At 30.8% G+C, this 22,678-nt stretch carries 17 protein-coding genes and 1 other annotated feature; of the genes, 15 read left to right on the forward strand and 2 right to left on the reverse strand.

Annotation, left to right across the window (positions count from 1 at the left end):
* Positions 1 to 397 precede the first annotated feature (397 nt).
* The 5 genes from JHL18_RS25365 (at position 398) to JHL18_RS25385 (ending at position 6,445) form a co-directional block, all read left to right on the forward strand.
* On the forward strand, positions 398 to 1,255 hold the full coding sequence (locus JHL18_RS25365) for a cation diffusion facilitator family transporter (protein ID WP_200274528.1): 858 nt from the start codon (positions 398 to 400) through the stop codon (positions 1,253 to 1,255).
* Between the two features lie 671 nt (positions 1,256 to 1,926).
* The gene (locus JHL18_RS25370) at positions 1,927 to 2,703 is read left to right on the forward strand and encodes a hypothetical protein (protein WP_200274530.1); all 777 of its coding nucleotides are present in this window, start codon (positions 1,927 to 1,929) and stop codon (positions 2,701 to 2,703) included.
* A gap of 13 nt (positions 2,704 to 2,716) precedes the next feature.
* Positions 2,717 to 3,844 carry an AAA family ATPase gene (locus tag JHL18_RS25375; RefSeq protein ID WP_200274532.1) on the forward strand — a complete coding sequence of 376 codons (1,128 nt, stop codon included), beginning with the start codon at positions 2,717 to 2,719 and terminating at the stop codon, positions 3,842 to 3,844.
* A gap of 231 nt (positions 3,845 to 4,075) precedes the next feature.
* Positions 4,076 to 5,410 carry a vWA domain-containing protein gene (locus tag JHL18_RS25380; RefSeq protein ID WP_200274534.1) on the forward strand — a complete coding sequence of 445 codons (1,335 nt, stop codon included), beginning with the start codon at positions 4,076 to 4,078 and terminating at the stop codon, positions 5,408 to 5,410.
* 390 nt (positions 5,411 to 5,800) lie between these two features.
* The gene (locus JHL18_RS25385; RefSeq protein WP_200274536.1) at positions 5,801 to 6,445 is read left to right on the forward strand and encodes a hypothetical protein; all 645 of its coding nucleotides are present in this window, start codon (positions 5,801 to 5,803) and stop codon (positions 6,443 to 6,445) included.
* Positions 6,446 to 6,795: 350 nt separating this feature from the next.
* On the opposite strand, the gene JHL18_RS25390 is transcribed toward JHL18_RS25385, so the two are convergent.
* On the reverse strand, positions 6,796 to 7,122 hold the full coding sequence (locus JHL18_RS25390) for a HesB-like protein (RefSeq protein WP_200274538.1): 327 nt from the start codon (positions 7,120 to 7,122) through the stop codon (positions 6,796 to 6,798).
* Between the two features lie 156 nt (positions 7,123 to 7,278).
* On the opposite strand from JHL18_RS25390, the gene JHL18_RS25395 reads away from it, so the two are divergent.
* On the forward strand, positions 7,279 to 8,022 hold the full coding sequence (locus tag JHL18_RS25395; RefSeq protein WP_200274540.1) for a hypothetical protein: 744 nt from the start codon (positions 7,279 to 7,281) through the stop codon (positions 8,020 to 8,022).
* Positions 8,023 to 8,391: 369 nt separating this feature from the next.
* Positions 8,392 to 9,834, forward strand: a complete 1,443-nt coding sequence (locus tag JHL18_RS25400; protein ID WP_200274542.1) for a sensor histidine kinase — start codon at positions 8,392 to 8,394, stop codon at positions 9,832 to 9,834.
* Between the two features lie 235 nt (positions 9,835 to 10,069).
* On the opposite strand, the gene leuS is transcribed toward JHL18_RS25400, so the two are convergent.
* Complete coding sequence (gene leuS / locus JHL18_RS25405) at positions 10,070 to 12,520, reverse strand: leucine--tRNA ligase (RefSeq protein ID WP_200274544.1); 2,451 nt, start codon at positions 12,518 to 12,520, stop codon at positions 10,070 to 10,072.
* 298 nt (positions 12,521 to 12,818) lie between these two features.
* Positions 12,819 to 13,035, reverse strand: a binding site (T-box leader).
* Between the two features lie 630 nt (positions 13,036 to 13,665).
* On the opposite strand from leuS, the gene JHL18_RS25410 reads away from it, so the two are divergent.
* From JHL18_RS25410 to JHL18_RS25445, 8 genes are all read left to right on the forward strand, one after another.
* Positions 13,666 to 15,387: a methyl-accepting chemotaxis protein gene (locus JHL18_RS25410; protein WP_200274546.1), complete on the forward strand. Its 1,722-nt coding sequence runs from the start codon at positions 13,666 to 13,668 to the stop codon at positions 15,385 to 15,387.
* A 538-nt stretch (positions 15,388 to 15,925) separates the two neighbouring features.
* Entirely contained in the window at positions 15,926 to 16,975 is a 1,050-nt protein-coding gene (locus JHL18_RS25415; protein ID WP_200274548.1) for an LCP family protein, read from the forward strand.
* A 215-nt stretch (positions 16,976 to 17,190) separates the two neighbouring features.
* Complete coding sequence (locus JHL18_RS25420; protein ID WP_200274550.1) at positions 17,191 to 17,562, forward strand: ArnT family glycosyltransferase; 372 nt, start codon at positions 17,191 to 17,193, stop codon at positions 17,560 to 17,562.
* A 199-nt stretch (positions 17,563 to 17,761) separates the two neighbouring features.
* Positions 17,762 to 18,223, forward strand: a complete 462-nt coding sequence (locus JHL18_RS25755; RefSeq protein WP_207753116.1) for a hypothetical protein — start codon at positions 17,762 to 17,764, stop codon at positions 18,221 to 18,223.
* 11 nt (positions 18,224 to 18,234) lie between these two features.
* Positions 18,235 to 18,654, forward strand: coding sequence for a hypothetical protein (locus tag JHL18_RS25430; RefSeq protein ID WP_200274554.1), 420 nt, complete (start codon positions 18,235 to 18,237; stop codon positions 18,652 to 18,654).
* Positions 18,655 to 18,905: 251 nt separating this feature from the next.
* On the forward strand, positions 18,906 to 19,880 hold the full coding sequence (locus JHL18_RS25435) for an ABC transporter permease (protein ID WP_243278167.1): 975 nt from the start codon (positions 18,906 to 18,908) through the stop codon (positions 19,878 to 19,880).
* Between the two features lie 12 nt (positions 19,881 to 19,892).
* Positions 19,893 to 20,789: a carbohydrate ABC transporter permease gene (locus tag JHL18_RS25440; RefSeq protein WP_200274555.1), complete on the forward strand. Its 897-nt coding sequence runs from the start codon at positions 19,893 to 19,895 to the stop codon at positions 20,787 to 20,789.
* 93 nt (positions 20,790 to 20,882) lie between these two features.
* The gene (locus JHL18_RS25445) at positions 20,883 to 22,520 is read left to right on the forward strand and encodes a type 2 periplasmic-binding domain-containing protein (protein WP_200274557.1); all 1,638 of its coding nucleotides are present in this window, start codon (positions 20,883 to 20,885) and stop codon (positions 22,518 to 22,520) included.
* Positions 22,521 to 22,678 lie beyond the last annotated feature (158 nt).

The raw sequence follows: 22,678 nt of genomic DNA on the forward strand, positions 1-22,678 counted from the left end.
GTTAGTTATGTAGGGGCTAATTTGATGATCTAATCTAAATCATTAATTCCAACATAACGCATAATGACTCTAACATAAAACCTTGATCATATATCAAAGATTCATCTTATGTATTTTTTCAATGTAAAACTATGTTTATACTAAACCTCAATAAAAATTATAAATACTTTTATAAAAATAAGATGAAGAAGCACATTTCTTAATAAAATCCAAATCTTAATTAGAAAGTAGAATGTCCGTATGAAAATTGAATTGATAGTTCTAAAACCTAATCTTATTTAATATAAATAATTTATTAAACTGTTTGTATCAATTGATATTCAAGTGAAAATAAATGAGAATCGTTTTAAAATGGTGATACAAATCAATATAATTCATTTTGCGGAGGGTGTTCATAATGAGCGAAAAAAACAATGTTGCTAAGCTATCCATAATATCAAATTCTATAATCATAATATTAAAAATAGTATTTGGTATTTTTACAGGCTCTGTTAGTATAATGTCAGAAGCAATACACTCGTCTGTAGATTTAGTGGCAGCTATCATAGCATTTATCTCTGTTAAACTTTCAGGAAAACCCGCAGATGAAGAACATCCATATGGGCATGGAAAGATGGAGAATGTTTCAGGAGTAATTGAGGCTTTACTAATATTTGTAGCTGCATTTTGGATTATATTTGAGGCTGCTAAAAAAGTACTATCTGGAATAACAGTTGAGTCGGTTGGAGTTGGATTTGTAGTTATGTTTATATCAGCAGTGATAAACTTTTATGTGTCTGGTAAGTTATACAAAGCTTCTCAAAAATATGATTCCATAGCCCTAAAAGCAGATGCCTTACATTTGAAAACAGATGTTTATACCTCTTTAGGTGTAGGTGGAGGACTTCTAATGATTTGGATAACAGGATTGAATTTTCTTGATCCAATAATAGCAATATTGGTAGCGTTATTTATATGTAAGGAAGCCTTTGAATTATTAAGAGATGCCTTTAATCCGATTTTGGATTCTAGTTTATCTGAAGAAGATTTAATAGTAATAAAGAGTATTATGGAAAATTACAAGGATTCTTATACTGAATGGCATGAACTTAGAACAAGGAAAGCTGGAAGTCAAAGATATGTTGATATACACTTAGTATTAGATGAAAATATAACATTGAAAGAAGCAAGTAAAATTTCAAAGAGTATCGAGAATGATATAGAAAGTAAGCTGAAAAACTGCAATATTTTAATCAAGCTTGAAACTTTGGTTTAAATTATATAAGTTCCATTCAACTTGTGATATTCTATCAGGGGTTGTACATGTAGGAAAAGTTATTATAAAAGAAAATCTTAAAGGGTGTAGAGATGCGCAAATAATAGCCTCCGCCACACCGAGAGAAAATATTTGGATTATTTATAAATATGCTTATATTTAATTTATACTTGTTCGAAAATCACGCACCTATGAATTTTAGCATGTATAAATTAATATTTGAGTTAGGAACTCTATATGGATGTACCACTTCGTAATAAAATTTATATTTTAGAGCGAAGTGGTACATCATTATGTAGAGTCATTTTTTTCAGTGTTGTTGATTTTAATACTAAAGAGAGTGCTTCTTAGCAAGATATAATTAAAGAAGTTAAATTTATACAAACAATTGATAATTGATATTATCTAATATATAGTAATATTGTAAAGCAAGATTCTAATAGTTGCTCGTATAGAATCTAGTTTATAACTACTTAATTTCAAGGATATTTTTAAATGTAGACTAAAGATAGGACTTTATAATCATAGAATCTTAAAAGTATAAAAAGATAAACACATAAAAATTTAATAATTTAGAAAGATAAAAAGTTAAGAACTTAAAAAGTTAAGAATTTATGGGTAGAATCAGGCTTAGGGACATTAATTGAAGCTAAGAGAGGAAGGGCTTAAAAATGGAAGAGAATGAACTTAGAAGTATATTAGACAATCCTATTTATATAAGAAATATAGACAATCCAAGCATGGAATTAAAGCTGGCTGCAGTTAAGAAGAATGGTTTCGCTATTCAGTATATAAAGAATCCAGAATATGAAGTTCAATATGAAGCAGTTAAAAACAATCCACTAGCTATAGAATATATTGAAGATGTTGCTGAAGATATAGCAGTTGTAGCAGTTAAGAGCCTTTGGAATTCGCTAAAGGTTATAAAGAAGAAAACTGAAAAGGTAGTAACTGAAGCTATTAAGGCTAAAGGGTGGGCCATACAATTTGTTGAGCATCCAAGTGTAGAGCTTCAGCTGATGGCTGTATCTAAAGATTATGATGCAATAAAGTATATACAAGATCCATCTGAAGAGGTACAACTTAAGGCTATTGAAAATTATTGGGGAGCTATAAGATTTATAGACAGACCAACCCTGAATGCTAAAAGAGCTTCAGTTAAGGCAAGTGAAGAAGCAATCAATTATATCTCGAATTTTGATTATGAAGATATAAAGCTTTTTATAAGAGATAATATAAATGTAGTTAAGTACATACATGATAGTATAGAGGTGGACATGGTTGTAGAAGTATTGATGGAGGAGTTTGCAAAAGACGATGTCAGTGATGACTATGTAAGAAATTATTTAGAGCTAGAGATACTTGATATGAACAAAGTGAAGTTTATCAGTGAATATGGAAGTAAAAATACTAAAAAGATCTTAGTTGATTATAAGCTATCGATGTAGAGAAGGTGACAGTATGAATTTTGGTGAAGCATTAAAAACAGTTGAATTAGTTTTAGAAGCAGGGGATGTGCCTCTTATTATAGGTGAAAGTGGGATAGGTAAAACTTCTTTAATTAAGGAATTATGTGAAAAAAATAAATATTACTTGGTAAATATAGATGCCAATCTTCTTAAAGAAGGAGAAATTGGGGGATTACCAACAGTTGATGATAGAGAGTATATAATAGGTGGCAAAAAAGTTAGGAGAAAAACTACTATTTATGCTACACATTCTAAGCTTGTAGAAGTTGATGAGGCTTTAGAAGATGGAAGCACGATTTCTGTTTTGCTTTTTATAGATGAACTTAATAGGTGTGAGCATGCGGTACAGCAGGAGCTTATGAACCTTATACTTAATAGAGAGATTAACGGTTATAAATTATCTTATAAAGTTCATGTAGTAGCCGCTATGAATCCTTCAAACAGGTATGATGGATTTGAGGAAAGCGACTATCAAGTTGTGGACATGGATCCTGCTCAAGAGGATAGATTTGTCTGGATCAACATGGATTCAGATGTTAAGTCTTGGATAAAATGGGCAATGAGTAAAGGTAATATACATGGAGATATCATTCAATTTATATCAACATTTCCAGAATATCTTCATACACCAGATTCTAAGGACAGCATTAAAGCAACTCCAAGAAGCTGGGAAAGAATATCTAAGTCTTACAGGGTTTACTTAAGACGTAAAGATAGTATATCCTTTGATATATTCTACAATGTGGTTAAGGGAAATGTAGGTACTAGCATTTCAGGAGATTTTATAAACTTCGTAAAGAATTTAAAGACGCCACTTATAACTGCTGCAGATATATTTGAAGATGACATTTTATCTTTTGAATTGAAGGAAAGAACTAAAAATGAAAGCCATTCGAGACTTTATATAATTGCTAAGAACTGCTTAGAATTCTTAGAACGTATAGAGGGCAAAAGAAGCAATAAAATAGCTGTTTTTTCAGAATTGTTAAAGGTTTATCCTAAGGATTTGAGACTTGGAATAATGAAGGAGATCAAAAGTGACTATTCTTCTAGTGGGTTATATCAAGAAATTCTAGATACTGAAGACTTCTTAGATGCATTCTTTGATATATTTGCATAGTTCTCCTAGAATGACTAAGATAAGTAAGTATACTTAGATTAGTGTATAGCTTCGTCAGCAGGTACTTTAGAATGCAAAGTTTAAGGTTAGTTTATGGGGGATGTAGATTTACCACTTCGTAATAAAATTTACTATTTTCAAATTCTCTCACCAGAAGCCGTGAGAGTTAAAAAAATAGATTTCGGATTGAAGTGTTTCATCTTTAATTCCCTAATAAGGATGTGATAATATATGAATTTTGATGTAAGAAGAAGAGAATTACTTATGGAAGCAACTTCCTGGGAAAGTGAAAATGATGTTGATGAGAGCTTTAAAAGAGGTTTTAATGAACTAATAGAGCAAGTGATAATAAGTATGTTAGAAAAAGAGGATAACTTTTTTGGACAATTTCTTATTCAGGTGAAGAGAGGCCTTAAGCTTGATATAACTTGGCCTATTGCTACTGAGCCTCTTATATCAGGTTTTAACATGTACTTTAACCCTATTTTGTTTCTTCAATGTGAACTTAAAGAGATGCAGGCCCTTTTTAAGCATGAAATCTATCATATAATGTTAGGTCATTATGAAAGACAAAGAGCTTTAAGAGATAAGTATTCTAATATAGCTATAAGCAAGGCTATGGATATAGCTGTAAATCAGTATATTGAGCATCTTCCTGCTTGGTGTGACAGGATATATAATGTTAATTTAGAATATGAGCTAGAACTTAAGGAAGATATGACAATGGAACAGTACGCTGAGGAGTTACAGAAAGCAGTAACCAAAAAGGGGAAGAAAGCGATAGTAAAAACTAAAGAGAATGTAGTTACAAGTATTGATGTGGAAAGTGCTCATGATACTTGGGAAAACGCTAGTTTATCCGAAGATATACTAAAAGAGATAAAGAAAAAGACGGCATTAAATGCTTATAAAGGAAAAGCTCCTAAAAATATTGAAAAATATATATTGACGCTAGATGAAAAACCTGAGATTAAGTGGAGTGATTACTTGAAAAAGTTGATACCTTCAGTAAGATGTGGATATAAGAAAACAATTACTCGCAAGGATAGAAGGCAGCCAGAAAGATTGGATTTAAGAGGAAAGCTTCCAAGTGTACTACCTAAAATTTTAGTGGCTATTGATATAAGTGCATCTATGAGTGACAAAGAAGTAAATAATATAATGATTGAGATTTTGGCAATATCAAAGAGTAGAAGTGCAGAAATCACAGTTATTGAATGTGATAATGAAATAAGAAGAATATATGAATTAGCATCTCCAAAGGATATAAAAAAGAGAATAAGTAAAAGTGGAGCAACCAAATTTTCACCAGTATTTGAATTTATAAAGAAAGAGAATATGAGGAATCATATTTTAATATATTTTACTGACGGGTTAGGTGAACAGGAGCTTACTGTAAAACCAATAAATAAGGATATTCTGTGGGTACTTACTGGTAAAGAAGAACTAAGCTTAAAAAAATCTCCTGGAGTAGTAAAAAGACTTACTAGAGAAGAAACGGTGAAATATGGGTATGATTATGGTCTGCAGGCTATGAGAGATGTTATACATGATTGGGCTAGATAAAGATGTACCAATTCGATCAGAAACCTATTTTTAAAACTCTCACGGTTTCTGGTGAGAGAATTTAAAAATATAAGCGTTAGTACGAAGTGGTGCATCTAAAGATGTACCAATTCGATCAGAAACCTATTTTTAAAACTCTCACGGTTTCTGGTGAGAGAATTTTAAAATATAAACTTTAGTACGAAGTGGTGCATCTAAAGATGTATAGAACGTTACATTATGTAACGTTAAAAAAGTTAAATTAATAAAAAATTCATAATCTTCGTAATATCTAATATAGATGAATGATACATCCTATGGTAAAATGTAATCTATAGGGATTTATACGAAGATTATGAATTTACACATGTTTGAATTTGTCTTAAGCCTTGTAGCTCGGGGGGAGATTATATGGGAAAGCTTAAAAGTTCTCAGTATGTTGCTTTTATTGTGGCGATTTTACTTGTAAGTTTAATTGTAAATGTTTTCTTAAGTATTGATAACGGAAACTATAGGGAGAGGATTGGAAAGAAATCTTCTGATGAACTAGAGACAATAATACATGGAAATGAGACTATCAACCAAATATTGGCTAATTCAATACAGAGCAAGTGTATATTAAAAACTGATTTAGTTAAGTTATCTTCTCAGTATGATCAAGTGTATCTAGGGGTTTGGAAGTTAATGGATGACTACTCATATTATAAGCAATCTAAGAGATTTGCGTTTAATAATGGTTCAAATATTAATAGTGACATTACAAACGATGCAATTAATAAAATAAAGCTTTATGTAAATAAATTTGTAGAAAGCAATGCTAACTCTAATGGGGACAAGATAGGACTTAAGAGTAGTGATTTACTAAATTTTAAGAAGATGAGTGATTTTTCAAAAGAATTAGATACATATTTCCAGACGACTATAAAGAAAAACTCTAAAGATGGAACTTATGACGGAATGAAGGATAAGATAGAAGTTAAAAATTTATGGATTGATATGTTAAACAAAATCTTTAACATAAGTAATAGCTATTCAAGCTTTGAATTTAAGGCTTAGTATTGAAAATATGCTAAAAATAAGGTGTCACTGCTTCAATATTTTAATGAATTTCGCGAAGAATTAATATGATTTTCTACAATTCCATAGCTAAAACTGTATAACTCACTACGTTCGGACAATACATTTCCCAAAATCATTTAATTCTAATAGCTCGTTCATGTAGTGTCTCCGTAGCATCACCTTAATTCCAACAATAATATTAAACTAATATAAGATTATTCATTGTAAAATTTCTATACTTAAGTATAATAATGAACTAATAATATAAAAATAAAAGGAAGAGATTTTTATGTCTCTTCCTTTTTGAGGATAATTATTCAAATGATTACCTAAGGTAAAGATAGTTACTAGTGGCAACCACCACAAGTACCACAGCCACCTTCAGGTTCAATTATAGGTCTTAGTGATAAGCCTCTGCCATCATTTTCTTCTGTTGATAAAATGATAAAACCACCAAATTCATCAACTAAATTAGGCTCTACGAGGAAAGTAATATCATTTACTTTTTCAACTACATCATTTTCATGTGATTCATCAACTGAAATATTAAATACTGGACCACTACAACCGTAACCAGCAAGGTTTATTCTGATTTTGTAGTCATTAATTTCATTTTCATCTAAGAACCCTTTGAATTCCTCATAAGCTGGTGTGCTTATTGTTATTTTTTCCATAAAAATCACCTACTTGATAATAAATAGTATTTAAAACTTGTTTTCAGTATATACCTATTAATTATTAAATGCAAGTGTTTTACTTTATTATAATGTTTGAATATGTTGGAAAAAATGATACAATATAAATATAAAATATAGAATTGAGGGGACAGCATGATTCCGTTTGAAGAGGAATTTTATATTGATAAACTAAAGATATATTACGATAAATTAAAAAATTCTAAATTTAATAATCTGCTTATAAATGAGAATTATTTGAATAGATTAGAAGGGTATCTTTTTGTAGAAGATAGACTTTCATATAATAACGACAAATTACAGATACTAGAGCTTACTAGTGGTGAAAAAAAGTATATGGAAATATCCCCTAAGGAGATTCAAGGCTCTTTTGAAGCTATTAAAAGAGTAAAAGGAAAAGTTGGAGTGGTTGGACTTGGAATGGGATACTTTCTTCAAGAAATACTACAAAAGGAAGAAGTAACTGATATAGTAGTTTATGAAGAGGATAAGGATGTAATTAGCCTCTATGAAGCTAATTTTAGTTCTAATGAGAAAGTCAAATTAATAAACTGTGATGCATTTGAAGCACAGAGAGAAACTTTTGATTTTTTCTATGTAGATATTTATAATTATGAACTTTCTAAAGATGTTGTAAATCACTTTGTTAAATTTAATGAGCTTCATAACATAGAAAACTATTTATTTTGGGGAATGGAACATTTTTTGTTGAGCTGTAAGGTAGAGGAAATAGCTTGGGTGTATGTGCCAGAGTTATGGATGGGAATGGCTAGAGATTTGTTTGAGAGATTTAATGATTCAAAATACATAGAGTATTTTAAGCAATTGGATGAGGAGTTAGTAAAAGAGGTATTAGAGGACTTTACAAAAGTACTATAAGAATTTTTGTTATCTAAGAAAAAGTGATTTGAAAATGTACTATTTTGATAAAAAACTCACTGAAGAGGGTGCTTCAGTGAGTTTTTTATTTACATAAATAGAAAATTAAAGAAACCTAACTTCGATACGATAATAAAGAGTCATTATACCAAAGGGATATGTGAGTATATTTGTAAAAAATGGATTAAGGTAAGTTTCTACACGTGAATTTCATGTGTTTATATACCTAAATTAATAATTTGGCTACAAAATATTTGAATTTAAAATAATAGTTTATATATTATGTATAATTATGTAATTATATATAATATTGTGTTATAATCTGTAAGTATGCAAATTTTGATGTTTTATCATAGTAAAGGATGAAGTATGGGAAGTTTATATTATTTTATAATAGTTATTGTTTCATATGCAATTTTTTCAACAATATTCATGATATACAATATAATAGAACCTAAAAAATATTTTGGCTATATATCATTAAGCCATATTATAGGAATTTTTACTACAGTTGCAACTTTATATAGGGAAGTTTACGGCAGTTCGTTAGCAAAAGGGTTATCTGTAATCTTCTTTCTAAGCTGTCACTTCATAATATATATAGGACTCTTAGAGTTTATGGAAAAGAAGATAAAAAAGTCATATATAATTACAATGGTTATAGTGATGATTATGGATTTAATTGCTATTTATGATTTTAATATGGTTTCAGTTATGATACATAAGGTACTTTTAATGTCTATTTACATATATATAGGAAATAAATTTATGAAACATACAAATACAATAAGCAAGAGAGTCTTTGGGATAGTTGCTATATCTCTTTCATCATTTCAGATTGTTTATTTTATAGTGAGTCTGTTTGTAGATCTTCAAAGATTTAAGGTGGATCTTGTGGCTTATTTGCTACAAAGTTTTATTTTATCTTTACTTCTTATAGCGATTAGTATAGAAGAGTCAAGAAAGAACATGGATATAAGGTTGATGGATCTTAAAAATCAAGTTGAGAATAAGAAGATGATGTTAGAAGAAGCTTATGAAGTAGATAAGCTTAAGAACGAGTTTATAGTAAATATATCACACGAGTTAAGGACTCCTATAAATGTGCTTTATAGCAGCATACAATTGATTGAACATACTGATATTAAAAATAATGAAGAGAGTGTGAAAAATTATTTATCTAGCATGAAAGTAAATGTAAGAAGACTTATAAAGCTTATAAATAACTTTATATATATAAGTGCTATTGATACAGGCTATATGAAATTAAAAATGGGCAATTACGATATTGTGGAGTTTATTGAATCTTTAACTTTATCAACAGTTGATACGGCTAATGAGAAAAATATAGAATTAATATTTGATACTGATTTTGAAGAACATATGATAGCTTTTGATAGTGAAAAGATAGAGAGAATTATGCTAAATCTACTTTCAAATGCCTTTAAATATACGAAAGCTGGGGGGCATATTGAAGTAGTTCTATCTGAAGAAGATCAATATGTAGTTATAAGCGTAAAAGATGATGGTGAAGGAATACCTAAAGACATGCAAGGCAAAATATTTGATAGGTTTGTAAGGGGAACTACTTCTCTTGTAAGAGAAAATGAGGGAAGTGGTATAGGACTATCTTTGGTAAAAGAACTTGTAGACATGCACGATGGAAAGATTCTGCTAGAAAGTAAAGTTGGCGAAGGAAGTACTTTTAGAGTATATTTACCTAATAAAGAAAAAACTGATTTATCCATTAATTCAGTTGAAAGTCTAGTAAATAGCGAAAATAAAGACATAGAGTTCTCTGACTTGCTTTAGTATACATAGCTTAAATTTAAGATTTTACTACATCCGATACTTTAATTAGTTTCGCAAAGAATTAATATAGTATCTCCGTAGTAGAATCTTAATTTTTTATTTTAATAGTCAATACAATTTTTTAGATTTGCCGATGATATAAAATTAAAGCTATGGAAACTAATGAACAACTTAATGAACAATTAGATAGATAAAGGCCACGAGTAAAATCGTGGCCTTTATTGAAACTATAAATCTATTTTACAACTATATTAACTAATCGTCCTTTTATAACTATTACTTTAACAACTGTTTTATCAGTAGTAGCATTTTTTATTGCTTCATCCTCTAAGGAAGCTGCTTTTATTTGTTCATCATTAAAGTCACTTGGTATAACAATCTTGGATTTTATCTTACCATTTACTTGTATAGCAATCTCTATTTCGTCTTTTACAAGAGCCTTAGGATCAAATATTGGCCAAGAAGAATTAAACACAGAGAAATCATTGCCAAGTGATGCCCAGTTTTCTTCTACAAAATGAGGAGCAAATGGTGCTAAAAGTTTTAAATAATCATCTAATACTTCCTTTAGGAAAGTAGGATTTATATCACTTTCTTGAGTGTACTTAGATAAAGCATTGATGAACTCCATCATTCTTGCTATAGCTGTGTTGAATTGCATTTTCTCTGTATCATCTGAAACAGCTCTTATTGAGTTATGTCTCCAGAAGTTAAGCTCTTTTTCAGCTTTATCAATTGTTGTTTTAGTATTTTTGCCAGAATCAATAAGTTCTTTTGAGGTCTCTATAATTCTTTCAATTCTTTCAACAAATCTGTGAACTGATTTTATACCATCATCGCTCCATGCGCCACCTTCTGTATAAGCAAAGCCAAACATTAGGTACATTCTAAATACATCCGCACCATATTTTGATATATAATCGTCAGGAGATATTGTGTTTCCTTTTGATTTACTCATCTTAAGTCCATCTGGTCCAAGGATTAAGCCTTGATGAGTTAAGGATTTAAATGGTTCGTCAAAGTTAACATATCCCATATCTCTTAATGCTTTTGTTATAAATCTTGCGTATAATAAGTGCATGCAAGCATGTTCTGGTCCACCTACATATTTATCAACAGGAAGTATCTTGTTGATTGAATCAGTATCAAAAGGCTTTTCTGTATTCTTGTTATCTGGGTATCTTAAATAATACCAAGAAGAACAAATGAAGGTATCAAGAGTATCTGCTTCACGCTTTGCAGGTCCACCACAGCAAGGGCAGGTAGTGTTCATAAATTCGTCACTCTTTGCAAGTGGTGATTTTCCGTCAGGAGTAAACTTAACATCATATGGAAGTTCTACTGGAAGATCCTTTTCAGGTACTGGAACTGTTCCGCATTTTTCACAATATACTATTGGAATAGGAGTGCCCCAGTATCTTTGTCTTGATACTAACCAGTCTCTAAGCCTAAAGTTAACTTTTTGTTCTCCAAGGTTACTTTCAGCTAGTTTTTCAACAACCTTAACCTTAGCTTCTTCAGTAGTTAAACCATCAAACTCTCCACTGTTGACAAGTACTCCATATTCAGTATATGGAAGTTCGTCGTTTCCACCATTTTTAGCTTTTATAACTCTTTCTATAGGAAGTTCATACTTATATGCGAAAGAATAATCTCTATCATCATGAGCTGGTACTGCCATTACTGCACCTGTACCGTAAGTTGCAAGTACATAGTCACCTACCCAAATTGGAACTTCTCTGTTGTTTATAGGATTTATAGCATAAGAACCAGTAAAGACACCAGTTTTTTCTCTTGTTATTGATTGTCTTTCTATATCTGATTGTTTTTTAGCTTCTTCTTTATAGTTTTCTACGGCACCTTTGAAATCATCTTTAGTAAGATCATCAACTAATGGATTTTCAGGTGCTAATACAACATAGGTTACTCCATTTAAAGTATCCACTCTAGTTGTAAATACATCGAATTTGATATCTGAGTCTTTTACTTTGAAAGTAACTTCTGCACCAGTTGATTTTCCTATCCAATGTTTTTGCATAGATACTGTTTTTTCTGGCCAATCAAGTGTATCAAGCTTTTCTAGCAATTCATCTGCGTAATCAGTTATCTTAAAGAACCATTGGGTTAAGTCCTTTTTTGTAACTTCAGTTGAGCATCTTTCGCAAGCGCCATCAACTACTTGTTCGTTTGCTAGAACTGTATTACAAGAAGGACACCAGTTTACTGGAGCTTTCTTTCTATAAGCTAAACCTTTTTCATACAACTTTAGGAATAACCATTGAGACCACTTATAGTAATCTGGAGAACATGTTACAACTTCGTTATCCCAGTTGAACATTGCACCCATAGCTTTAAGTTGCTGTTCCATTGTTTCAATATTTTTATAAGTGGAATCCATAGGATGTATTCCGGTTTTTATAGCATAGTTTTCTGCAGGTAGACCGAAGGCATCAAAGCCCATTGGTTGGAACACATTATAACCCTGCATCTTTTTAAATCTTGCCCAAGAATCAACTGGACCATAGTTAAACCAGTGACCAGCATGAAGCTGAGCGCCTGATGGATATGAGAACATTTCAAGCACATAAAGCTTTTTATCTAAATTCTCTTTATCAAATTTATAAAGGTCAGTTTCTTCCCATTTCTTTTGCCATTTTTTATCTACGGCAGTACTGTATTTTCCCATTACTTTTCCTCCCTTGATTCTTACTAAAATATTAATAATTAAATGTTCTAGTAAACTGTTATATAAAATACTATTATTAAGACTTTTAGAAAATAAAAAATTCGCTAAAGCGATCTTCTTTAGTAATTTTATTGCGCATCTGCTTTTTCTGCATGGATGTGAAGAAATTTTAGCAGGCGACATATTATTCTTTTTTTATCCTTTAACTTTATACTATGTCTTAAGTTTGTTCCCATAATTATCTACCAATACAATTGTGATATAATTTCCTAAAGAATAAAAAAAGCCCTTCATCTCCAAAAGAGACGAAAGGCATAATCCGCGGTACCACTCTTATTAGATCAATGAATAATAAAATATTCGTTGATCTCACTTAATTTTATAACGGAAAATCCGTACCTGATTTTCTTCAGGTATGCTCCATGGCGAGTTCGTATTGTTGAAGCACCGTGTCGCACCATACCACAGCTCTCTGAAGATTCTAAAATACTACTATTCCAATTCACAGCTTTAATTACTATATTTATTTACATGATATTATATATTATACGAAAAGTTAGAGTCAATAGCAAATAATAAAATTTATAAAATACAAGTTCTAATAGTTTTATCCATAAAAAAATTGAATTGAACATACTTTAATCTGTTATTCAATAAAGCAAATTAAAGAAACTTATATATTTTTAAAATAGAAATATAATTAAGCTTTTAATCACACAAGAATCACATATTTACTTGATATTGATTCAACAATTATTTTATATAATTCTAAATGAAAGCGGAGCAAAATATTTAGTTGCAAAAACTTAAATATAATTTATACATACTGGTATGTTTTGCTGCTTTTTAGATATTGTAAGTATATGTATTTATAAAAAAATGTTGTAAGTTTATTACTTTAATATTAATTATTGTTTTAAATTGTGATAATATTTGATAACATTTGACAAGATTTATAGTATAATTTTATTGGGTATGTTTGTAAGATTAAAAACTTAAGATATGTTTCATAATTTGAAATTGTTTTCTGAATAATTAAGGTATTAAGATGAAAATGGACAAGTGTACAAGCATTAATATAAAGAACGTCTATATGCAAAATAAAACATTAAAGGGAGTGGACAAGGGTGAAATTGTTAAACAGGATGAAATTATGGCAAAAGATGAGTGTACTTACGGTTAGTTTTTTATTCTTTATTGCGCTTATGGGAGGAGCTTCTATACTTAGATTAGCAGATTTAAACTCAAAGATAATTGAGCTTAATGATGAAAGACTTGCACCAATAGTAGAATTAGAGGATATAAAAACGGGTATAGAGACAATAAAATATGATTCTAATACACTTATGGATGAAACAGATGCGAGTACAATAGCTAACACAAAGGCAGCCATAGCAACAGAGGTTGCATCAGTAACAAAAGCATTAGATAAATATAAGTCAAATTCTGAGTTTAAGACATTGCTTGCTGATTTTAACTCTTTTTTACAAGCAAAGGATGCCTTTATAATTAATGCAGAAGAAAGAGCTAAGGAAAAAGCACAAGGGATACAAGGACAGCCAGGACAGCAAGGACAACAAGGGCCACCAGCAGCAGTATCAAACTTTGATTCAATGAAGAATGCTTTAATAAAGGATTTTAATAGGATAATAGATAAACATGTATCAGAAGCAAAAACTACATATGATAGTAGTAAAGTTACATATACAACTACAAGATTGGCTTTATTTGGACTAATAGCTATTTGTGCTTTAGTTTCAATTGTATTATCTCTTATTATAATGAGGGCTGTGACAGTGCCTGTAAGAAGAGTTACTTCAAAGCTTAAGGAAATTAACGAAAGTAACGGTGATTTAACTCAAAGAATTAATTACAATAGTAATGACGAAGTTGGAGAATTAAGTAGGAACTTCGATAGGTTTATGGATAAACTACAAACAATAATTAAAGAGGTTGCTGTGTCAGCAGATACTATATCTTCCTCAAGTGATCAACTTAATGCATCGACTTCAACTTCTACTGAAAGTCTTGAAGAGATATCAAGAACTGTTATGGAGATATCAGCATCAACTTCAGATGGAGCTGCTGCTGCTGAAGAAACAACAGCTAGTCTTATAGAAGCTGCAAGCTTTTCTGAATCTACGGCAGTTGCAAGTAAGAACACAACAAACAATAGTAGAAGAGCAAAAGAAGCTGCTGAAAATGGTGAATTAAAGGTAAATGAAATAGTAGAATCAATAACTGAAATTGCTGAGTCATCTAAAGAAGTTTCATCAATAATCAATGACCTTGATGTTTCCTCAAAGAAGATTGGCGATATTATAAAGATAATAACCTCAATATCAGAACAGACAAACCTGTTAGCTTTAAATGCAGCTATTGAAGCAGCAAGAGCTGGTGAAGCTGGAAGAGGCTTTAACGTAGTATCTGATGAGATAAGAAAGCTTGCTGACGAAAGTAACAATGCGGCTAAGGAAATAGCTGCATTAGTTAAGGAAAATCAAATTAAATCTGCTACAGCGGTTCAATCGGTAAGTCAAGTTGAAGACAGAGTGGCTCTTGGAGTTTCTAAGGCTTCTGAAGTAAGAGAAACTATACAGAATATAATAGATAGTGTTCAAAATATAGCAACTCAGATTGAGCAAATTGATGATGCCAATGAACAACAGGCAAGAAGTACTAAAGAAATAGAAAAAGCTATCGGAAATATAGCTTCAACATCCAATGAAATAGCAGGAAGAACTGAAAATATGAGTGCTAGTGTACAAGAACAGCTTAGCGCTATGTCTGAAATAGAAAGAACTACAGATGAGTTATTTGAAATGTCTAAAAAACTTAAAGAAATAACCTCTGGATTCAGAGTTTAATGAATGAGTTATTGAAATTAAGGCGTCACTCATCCAATGTTTTAATGAGTTTCGCAAAGAATTAATATGATTTTCTACAATTCCATAGCTAAAACTGTATAACTCACTCCGTTCGAACAGTACAGTTTTAAACGCTATTACATTTTCGAAAATCATTTAATTCTAATAGCTCACTCAGATAGCATCTCCGGAAGCAACACCTTAATTTCAACAATATTATTAAACAGAAATTAATCCTAATAAAATGTGTAGGATGATTTTGAATAGTAAAAAAGATTGATGTACTTGCATCAATCTTTTTTTGTATAGGGAAATATAAACTTTTCAAAGTAGCTAAACCTAAGGCTTTAAGCGATTTTTTAAGTAAGAACCATTTATAAATGGAGCTTAAGTGTATTAAATCTACACTTAAGGGGAATATAAGCTAAATTATGGGATGAAAAGGATGAACCAGTAATTGTAACTTTTATGAGGTGAATTAATTAATTTGTTATGATATAATAAATTGACATTTTATTGTTAAGAGGAGAAACATAATATGGGTAAACGTTATAAAAAGAATGAAAAGAAACCAATAAATAAGAAGAAGAGAGCATTAATAGTTGTTACGGTTATTGTTATTATAATAGGACTGGTTTTTGGCATACCATATTACATGATAAACAGACAATTTTCAAAGATAAATACAACTACCATTTCTAGGGATAATAGCAAGCTTGGTATTGACTCGAATGCTTATAATGAAAAAAATAAAGAATTGCAAAATGATTATATTAACATATTATTAATGGGGGTAGATGCAAGAGCTGTAGATCAAGACGCAAGATCTGATTCTATGATGATTGCAACCATAGATAAGAAACATAATAAGATAAAATTATCTTCTCTTATGAGAGACATGATTGTTGATATGACAGGACATGGGCCTATGGAGGGATTGAATCAAGATAGATTAACTCATACTTACGCGTATGGGAAAGGTGAATTAACTCTAAAAACCATTAATGAAAATTTTAAAATGAATATAAAAAACTTCGTGGAAGTTGACTTTTTTGGACTTGAGAAAATAATTGACCAGGTTGGTGGGGTAGAGATAAATGTTACTTCAGAAGAAGTTCCATATTTAAATAGCTATGTAAAAGAGGTTGCTAACATAGAGAAAGTGAAGCCTACTTTAGTCACAAAACCTGGGCTGCAGCTTCTAAATGGAAAGCAGGCTGTTGGATATGCCAGAATAAGATATGTAGGGAAAAGTGACTTTCAAAGAACAGAAAGACAGAGAACGGTTTTAACAAAGATGGTTGAGAAGTTATCTAAGATGAATCTGTTGGAGTTAAATACTGCAATTGGTGAAATGCTACCAAATGTTACTACAACAATGGATAGATCAGATATAATAAGTTTATCTAAGGATGTGCTTTTAAAGAAGATAAATAAAGTTGATCAATTAAGAATTCCTATAGATGGACATAACAGTACAATATATGTTAGAAATACATATTTTTTAGGTTGGGACAAAAAGGAGAACATTGAAGCACTTCATAAGTTTATATATGAAGAAGATTACAATGAGGAATCCATAAAATAATGTGCTTTTAAAATAATTTGTAATTAGTTTACAACATTTAGTGTATGGATTACAATTGGAAATGTGTGTAATCTTATCTGGGACATATTTAGTATTAGGTTTTAATAAAGCATGCACAATTGTGTATGCTTTTACTTTTTTGATGTACGGAAGAAAGACGCTTTAGCGACTTTTTTACTGTATGTACTATAAGATAAATATATTGAACGTGTAATTTGGAGGGCAATAGTGGAAGGATTTCTAATAATGAAAATAAGCTAAAGCAACTTTTATATAAATACTACTATGTTTTGATAATAGTCATTTTAGCAATAACTGTGTTTAATTTAACCTATAAGCTTGGAACAGAGCCTATAAAAGATTGGGATGAGGCTAGACATGGAGCTAATGCTTATGAAATGATTAAAAACAGTAACTATATATTAAATACCTTTAATTATGAGAATGACTACTACAACTTAAAACCACCATTAAGTTATTGGGGTATAATTTTAGGATTTAAGATTTTTGGGTATAATCTAATAGGTTTTAGAGCTATGTCAGTTTTGAGTGCTTTTTTAACTATAATTGTTATAGAAATTTTCTAATATAAGAGGTTTGGAAGGATTGCATCACTTGTATCATCTATGGTTATGGCTACTTCAATACATTTTTTATAGTTTCATGGAGCAAGAAGTGGAGATGGGGATTCAATATTTCGGTTATTGCGGCCATAAGCTCATACCATAAGCGCAATTACATTTATGTGACGGGACTTGCCTTTTCCTTGGCGTTCTTAGCTAAGAGTTGGCATACTGTAGCAATTGTAGGGTTGTTGGATTATATTTAATAGTTACAAAGCTAATTGTAAAATTCAATTGGAAACAATGGCTTATATTCATTGGATGTAGTTTTTTACCCATTCTTTTATGGGCGCTTATAAGAATAAGATATGATGGCTTTAAGTTTATACATGATATGATAAGCTATGATTTGCTTTCTAGGACTAATTCACCAATAGAGGGACATTCCGGTCCTTGGTATGTTTATATTATGAATTTAATTGTGAACTATAGATGGTATATAGGTGTTTCTATAGTACTTTTGCTTATATTAATAATATCAAGGAATATAAACTATGCATTTAAGGATAACTTTAATGAATGTATAGGTTTGGTGATATGGGTAATGCTGCTACTGATCTTATTTTCAATTGCTAAGACAAAGCTGTCATGGTATATATTCCGTATATATCCACCATTACTTTGATAATAGGGGGAATGGCTGAGTATAGTATTCAAAGCTTTAGAAAGAGTATATTTCCTGTTATGTTATGTTTAGCTATTGCAGCTACAGCAGGGTTATATGAATATAAGTTCTTAAGTTACATTAAGACTGAGCCAACAGATGTGTTTGAAAACTACTTAAGAGACACGAATATATCTTTGGACAAGTATACATCTTACGTTTATAGTACTAATCAATTTGAAGGCACTGATTGGAATCAAAGAAATGTATTTGCTTTAGAGCTTTTTAAAGATGGAAAAGCTAAAAAAGGTGGTATAAAGGAGTTTTTAAATACAAACACAGACAGTATTTTGTTTTTGGATAATAATGAAACATCGCTTAAGTTAATTAAAGATAATAATCTTGAAGTAGTAGATTCTGATAAAAATATTATTACTGTAACTAAGAAATAAGTTGATTTAATTTCACCTATGCAAGAAATAGTAAGATGTAAGCTACGGTTACTATTTTTAACATAGGTGTTTTTTATTTATTAATAAACATAATTAGTGGGGGATCTATTTTTGGGATTTACTATGAGATTTATACTTACTTATAAAATTAACCAAAAAAATGACACCAAAAACAAAAAACGATTACTTATGTAAACGTTCAGAGAGATGTAAAATAATACTTGTAAACGTTGCAGTGAGGGGGAGAAAGGATGCAGGAACGAGGAACAGCCGTAGCAATAAATAAACCACAAAACAAAGTACCATTCAAAGAAAAGTTTAACAAGGTTAAACTAAAGTTTAAGAATCAAAAGCAACTGCAAGTCATGGCTTGGCTTGGAGTTATATGGATGATTATATTTTCTTACATACCAATGTATGGTGTGGTAATTGCTTTTAAAAAGTATAGCATTATTAAACCAATATCAGAAGCACCATGGGTGGGGCTCCAATATTTTAAAGAGTTTTTAGCTGATGAAAATTTCATGAATGTTATGAAAAACACATTAGGTATCAGTATATTCAAACTTATAGTATGTTTTCCATTGCCAATAATATTTGCATTGATGTTGAATGAGCTTACATCTATAAAGTTCAAAAAATTTGTACAAACTATATCATATCTTCCACACTTTCTATCATGGGTAATCTTAGGTGGAATAATGATGAACTGGCTTTCAGATGTAGGAATATTAAATACAATATTAATGGATTTACACATAATAAAAGAACCATTAACGTACCTGGCAGAACCAAAGTATTTTTGGCAGATATCAGTAATATCTGAGTTGTGGAAAGAAATGGGATGGTCAGCTATCATATATCTTGCGGCTATAGCAGGAGTCGATCCTGAATTGTATGAAGCGGCTACCACTGATGGAGCTGGTAGAATTAGAAAAATGTTAAGTATAACTTTACCTTGCATAAAACCTACTATAGCACTATTATTCATACTCGCTGTAAGTGGACTTTTAAATACTAATTTCGATCAAATAATGGTTTTAAAGAACCAATTAAATGCTAGTGCTAGTGATGTTTTAGATGTATATGTTTATAGAATGGGTTTACAACAAGCAAGATTCTCTTATGCAACAGCAGTAGGATTATTTAAATCAGTAATAGCATTTATGCTTTTATGGAGTGCTAATTTTGTAAGCAAAAAGATGAATGATACATCATTATTCTAGGAGGAGCAGGGTATGAAGATAAATTTTTTAAAACGCCGAACTAAAGGCGAAGCAATATTTGATACTATAAACATAATAGTTATGCTATTAATATGTTTTATAACTGTATATCCAATTTGGTATACTCTAGTAAATTCTTTTAACGATGGAAAAGATGCCATGCTTGGTGGAATTTACTGGTGGCCAAGAAAGTTTACGATTGAGAATTACACAGCAGTATTTAGTAATCCAGGAATTGTAAAGGCATTAGGAGTAACTGTTGCAAAAACTGTAGTAGGAACTGTAGTACATGTTTTCTTTACAGCAATGGTAGCCTATGCACTTTCAAAGAAGAGTTTAGTTGGAAGAAATATATATACAACCTTAGGACTAATAACACTATTCTTTAGTGGTGGTTTAATACCGTTGTATTTACTTATAAGAAATTTAGGTATGTTAGATAACTTTTTAGTTTATATAATACCAGCAGCATTCAGTTTTTATGATTTGCTTATATTTAAATCCTTCTTTAGTCAGATTCCGCCTTCATTGGAGGAAGCTGCTAGAATAGATGGAGCTACAGATTTTAAAATATTTATTAGAGTAGTAATACCTGTATCACTTCCAGTAATAGCAACAATAGCTTTATTCCATGGAGTTTATCAATGGAATGACTACTTTACAGGTATGATCTATATAAACAATAATGATTTGCAACCTATACAAACTTATCTATATAAGATTGTAGCGCAAACTGGAGCTAGTGCAATTAGTACAAATATGCCGGGATCAGTAAGTTCATCCGGTGTGACACAGCAGACTATAAAGCTTGCGACAATGGTTGTTACTACATTCCCAATAGTATGTGTGTATCCATTCCTTCAAAAGTACTTTGTAAAGGGAATGCTTTTAGGTTCAGTAAAGGGTTAACAATTTCTGATTAATATTAAGTTAACTTATTTAAATCCTAATAAATTTAATCAGAAGTTTGTATAAATAAAATTATCTTAGGGGGGACTAAGTATGGTCAAGAAGAAAATTTTTAAAGTTTTAACCGTAGGCCTAGCAACTGTAATAAGTATGTCATTTTTAGTAGGCTGTGGTAATAAGAAAGACGATAAAGCTAAAGAAACTAGCACTACGTCTGCAGACCAACCAGGTTGGAAGGAAGATATTTCACCTGTAACTCTTGATTGGTATGTAAACTTCTCATGGTTTACAAAGAAGTGGCAGGATGACGCTATTTCTAAGTATGTAACTAAGAAAACTGGTGTTACTCTTAATCTAATATCACCAGCTGGTAATGAAGCTGAAAAAGTAAACACTATGATAGCTTCAGGTAAACTTCCAGATATTTTAACTTTAGACTGTAATGATGCTGCAATTAAGACTATGATTCAAGGTGGATTAGTATCTCCACTAGATGAATTAGCACAAAAGTATGATATGTACTTCACAAAGGTTGCAGATCAACAAAAACTTGACTGGTACAAACAAGAAGATGGACATGTTTATGAATATCCAAATGCATCATCATCTTTAAAAGATTTCGATAAATATAAGGATCTTAAGCCATCAAATCAAACTTTCCTAGTAAGAAAAGACATGTATGAAGCTTTAGGAAAGCCAGATATGTCAACACCAGAAGGATTCCTTAATGCTTTAAAGGCTGCTAAGGAAAAGTTTGGAACAGTAAATGGTCAACCATTAATCCCAATAGGATTGCATGAGTTTGGAGATACAGGAAACTACTCTTTAAATGACTATATTCAAAACTTCTTAGCTATTCCATGGGAAAAAGATGGAAAAGTATATGATAGACAAACTGATCCAGAATATATAACTTGGTTAAAGACTTTCAGAAAAGCTAACGAAATGGGACTTTTAGCAAAAGATATATTTGTTGATAAGAGATCACAAATGGAAGAAAAAGTTGCTCAAGGCAGATATTTCGCTATGTTATATCAGAGATCAGATATGGCTTCACAACAATTAGATTTATACAAAAAAGATCCTAAATCAATATATATAGCAGTAGATGGACCTAAGAATTCTAAGGGAGATCAAGCAAAGCTTGCAGGAGACAAATTAGGTGGTTGGACAGTAACACTTGTATCAAAAGCTTGTAAGGATCCTAAGAGAGCTATAAGATTCATAAGCTACTTAATCAGTGAAGAAGGTAACAAAGACTTATTCCTAGGTGAAAAGGGAGTAACTTACGATACAATAGACGGAAAAGAACAATTTAAGCCAGAAGTACTTAAATTATTAAATGAAGATAGACCTGCATTCGATAAGAAATACGGTGCATCATTCACTTACTGGATGTTAATGGATACTAACCTACAACTTAAGTGGGCTCCTCCATCATCAGAACCAATAAAGGCTATGGAAGACTGGACAAAAGGAAAGACTGTAAGCTATGCAGTATATGACCAAATCAATCCAAAGGGAGATAATGCAGAAGGAATAGCACAAACTAAGCTAGATCAGCTTTTAGGAGCTACACTTCCTAAATTATTAATGGCTAAATCAGATGCTGAATTCGACACAATATTTGCTGAATTCAAGAAGAAGAGAGATGAAGCTGGTTTCGATAAGGTTGTTGCTTACAGACAAAAACAATTTGAAGAAAACAAAAAGAAATTAGGCGTTAAATAGTAATTATAATAAGGTGCTGTCTTGAATGAAAAGTTCAAGGCAGCACCATAATTTAATTTCAAATAAATTCAAATATTGAAAGAAATATGGTATAATCAAAATGAAAGATTTTTTAATCTCTCCAACGAAAAAAATTAGGACTAAATCAATGAGAAGCA

The sequence above is a fragment of the Clostridium yunnanense genome, from assembly GCF_016595795.1.
Classification (GTDB): Bacteria; Bacillota; Clostridia; order Clostridiales; family Clostridiaceae; genus Clostridium_AR; species Clostridium_AR yunnanense.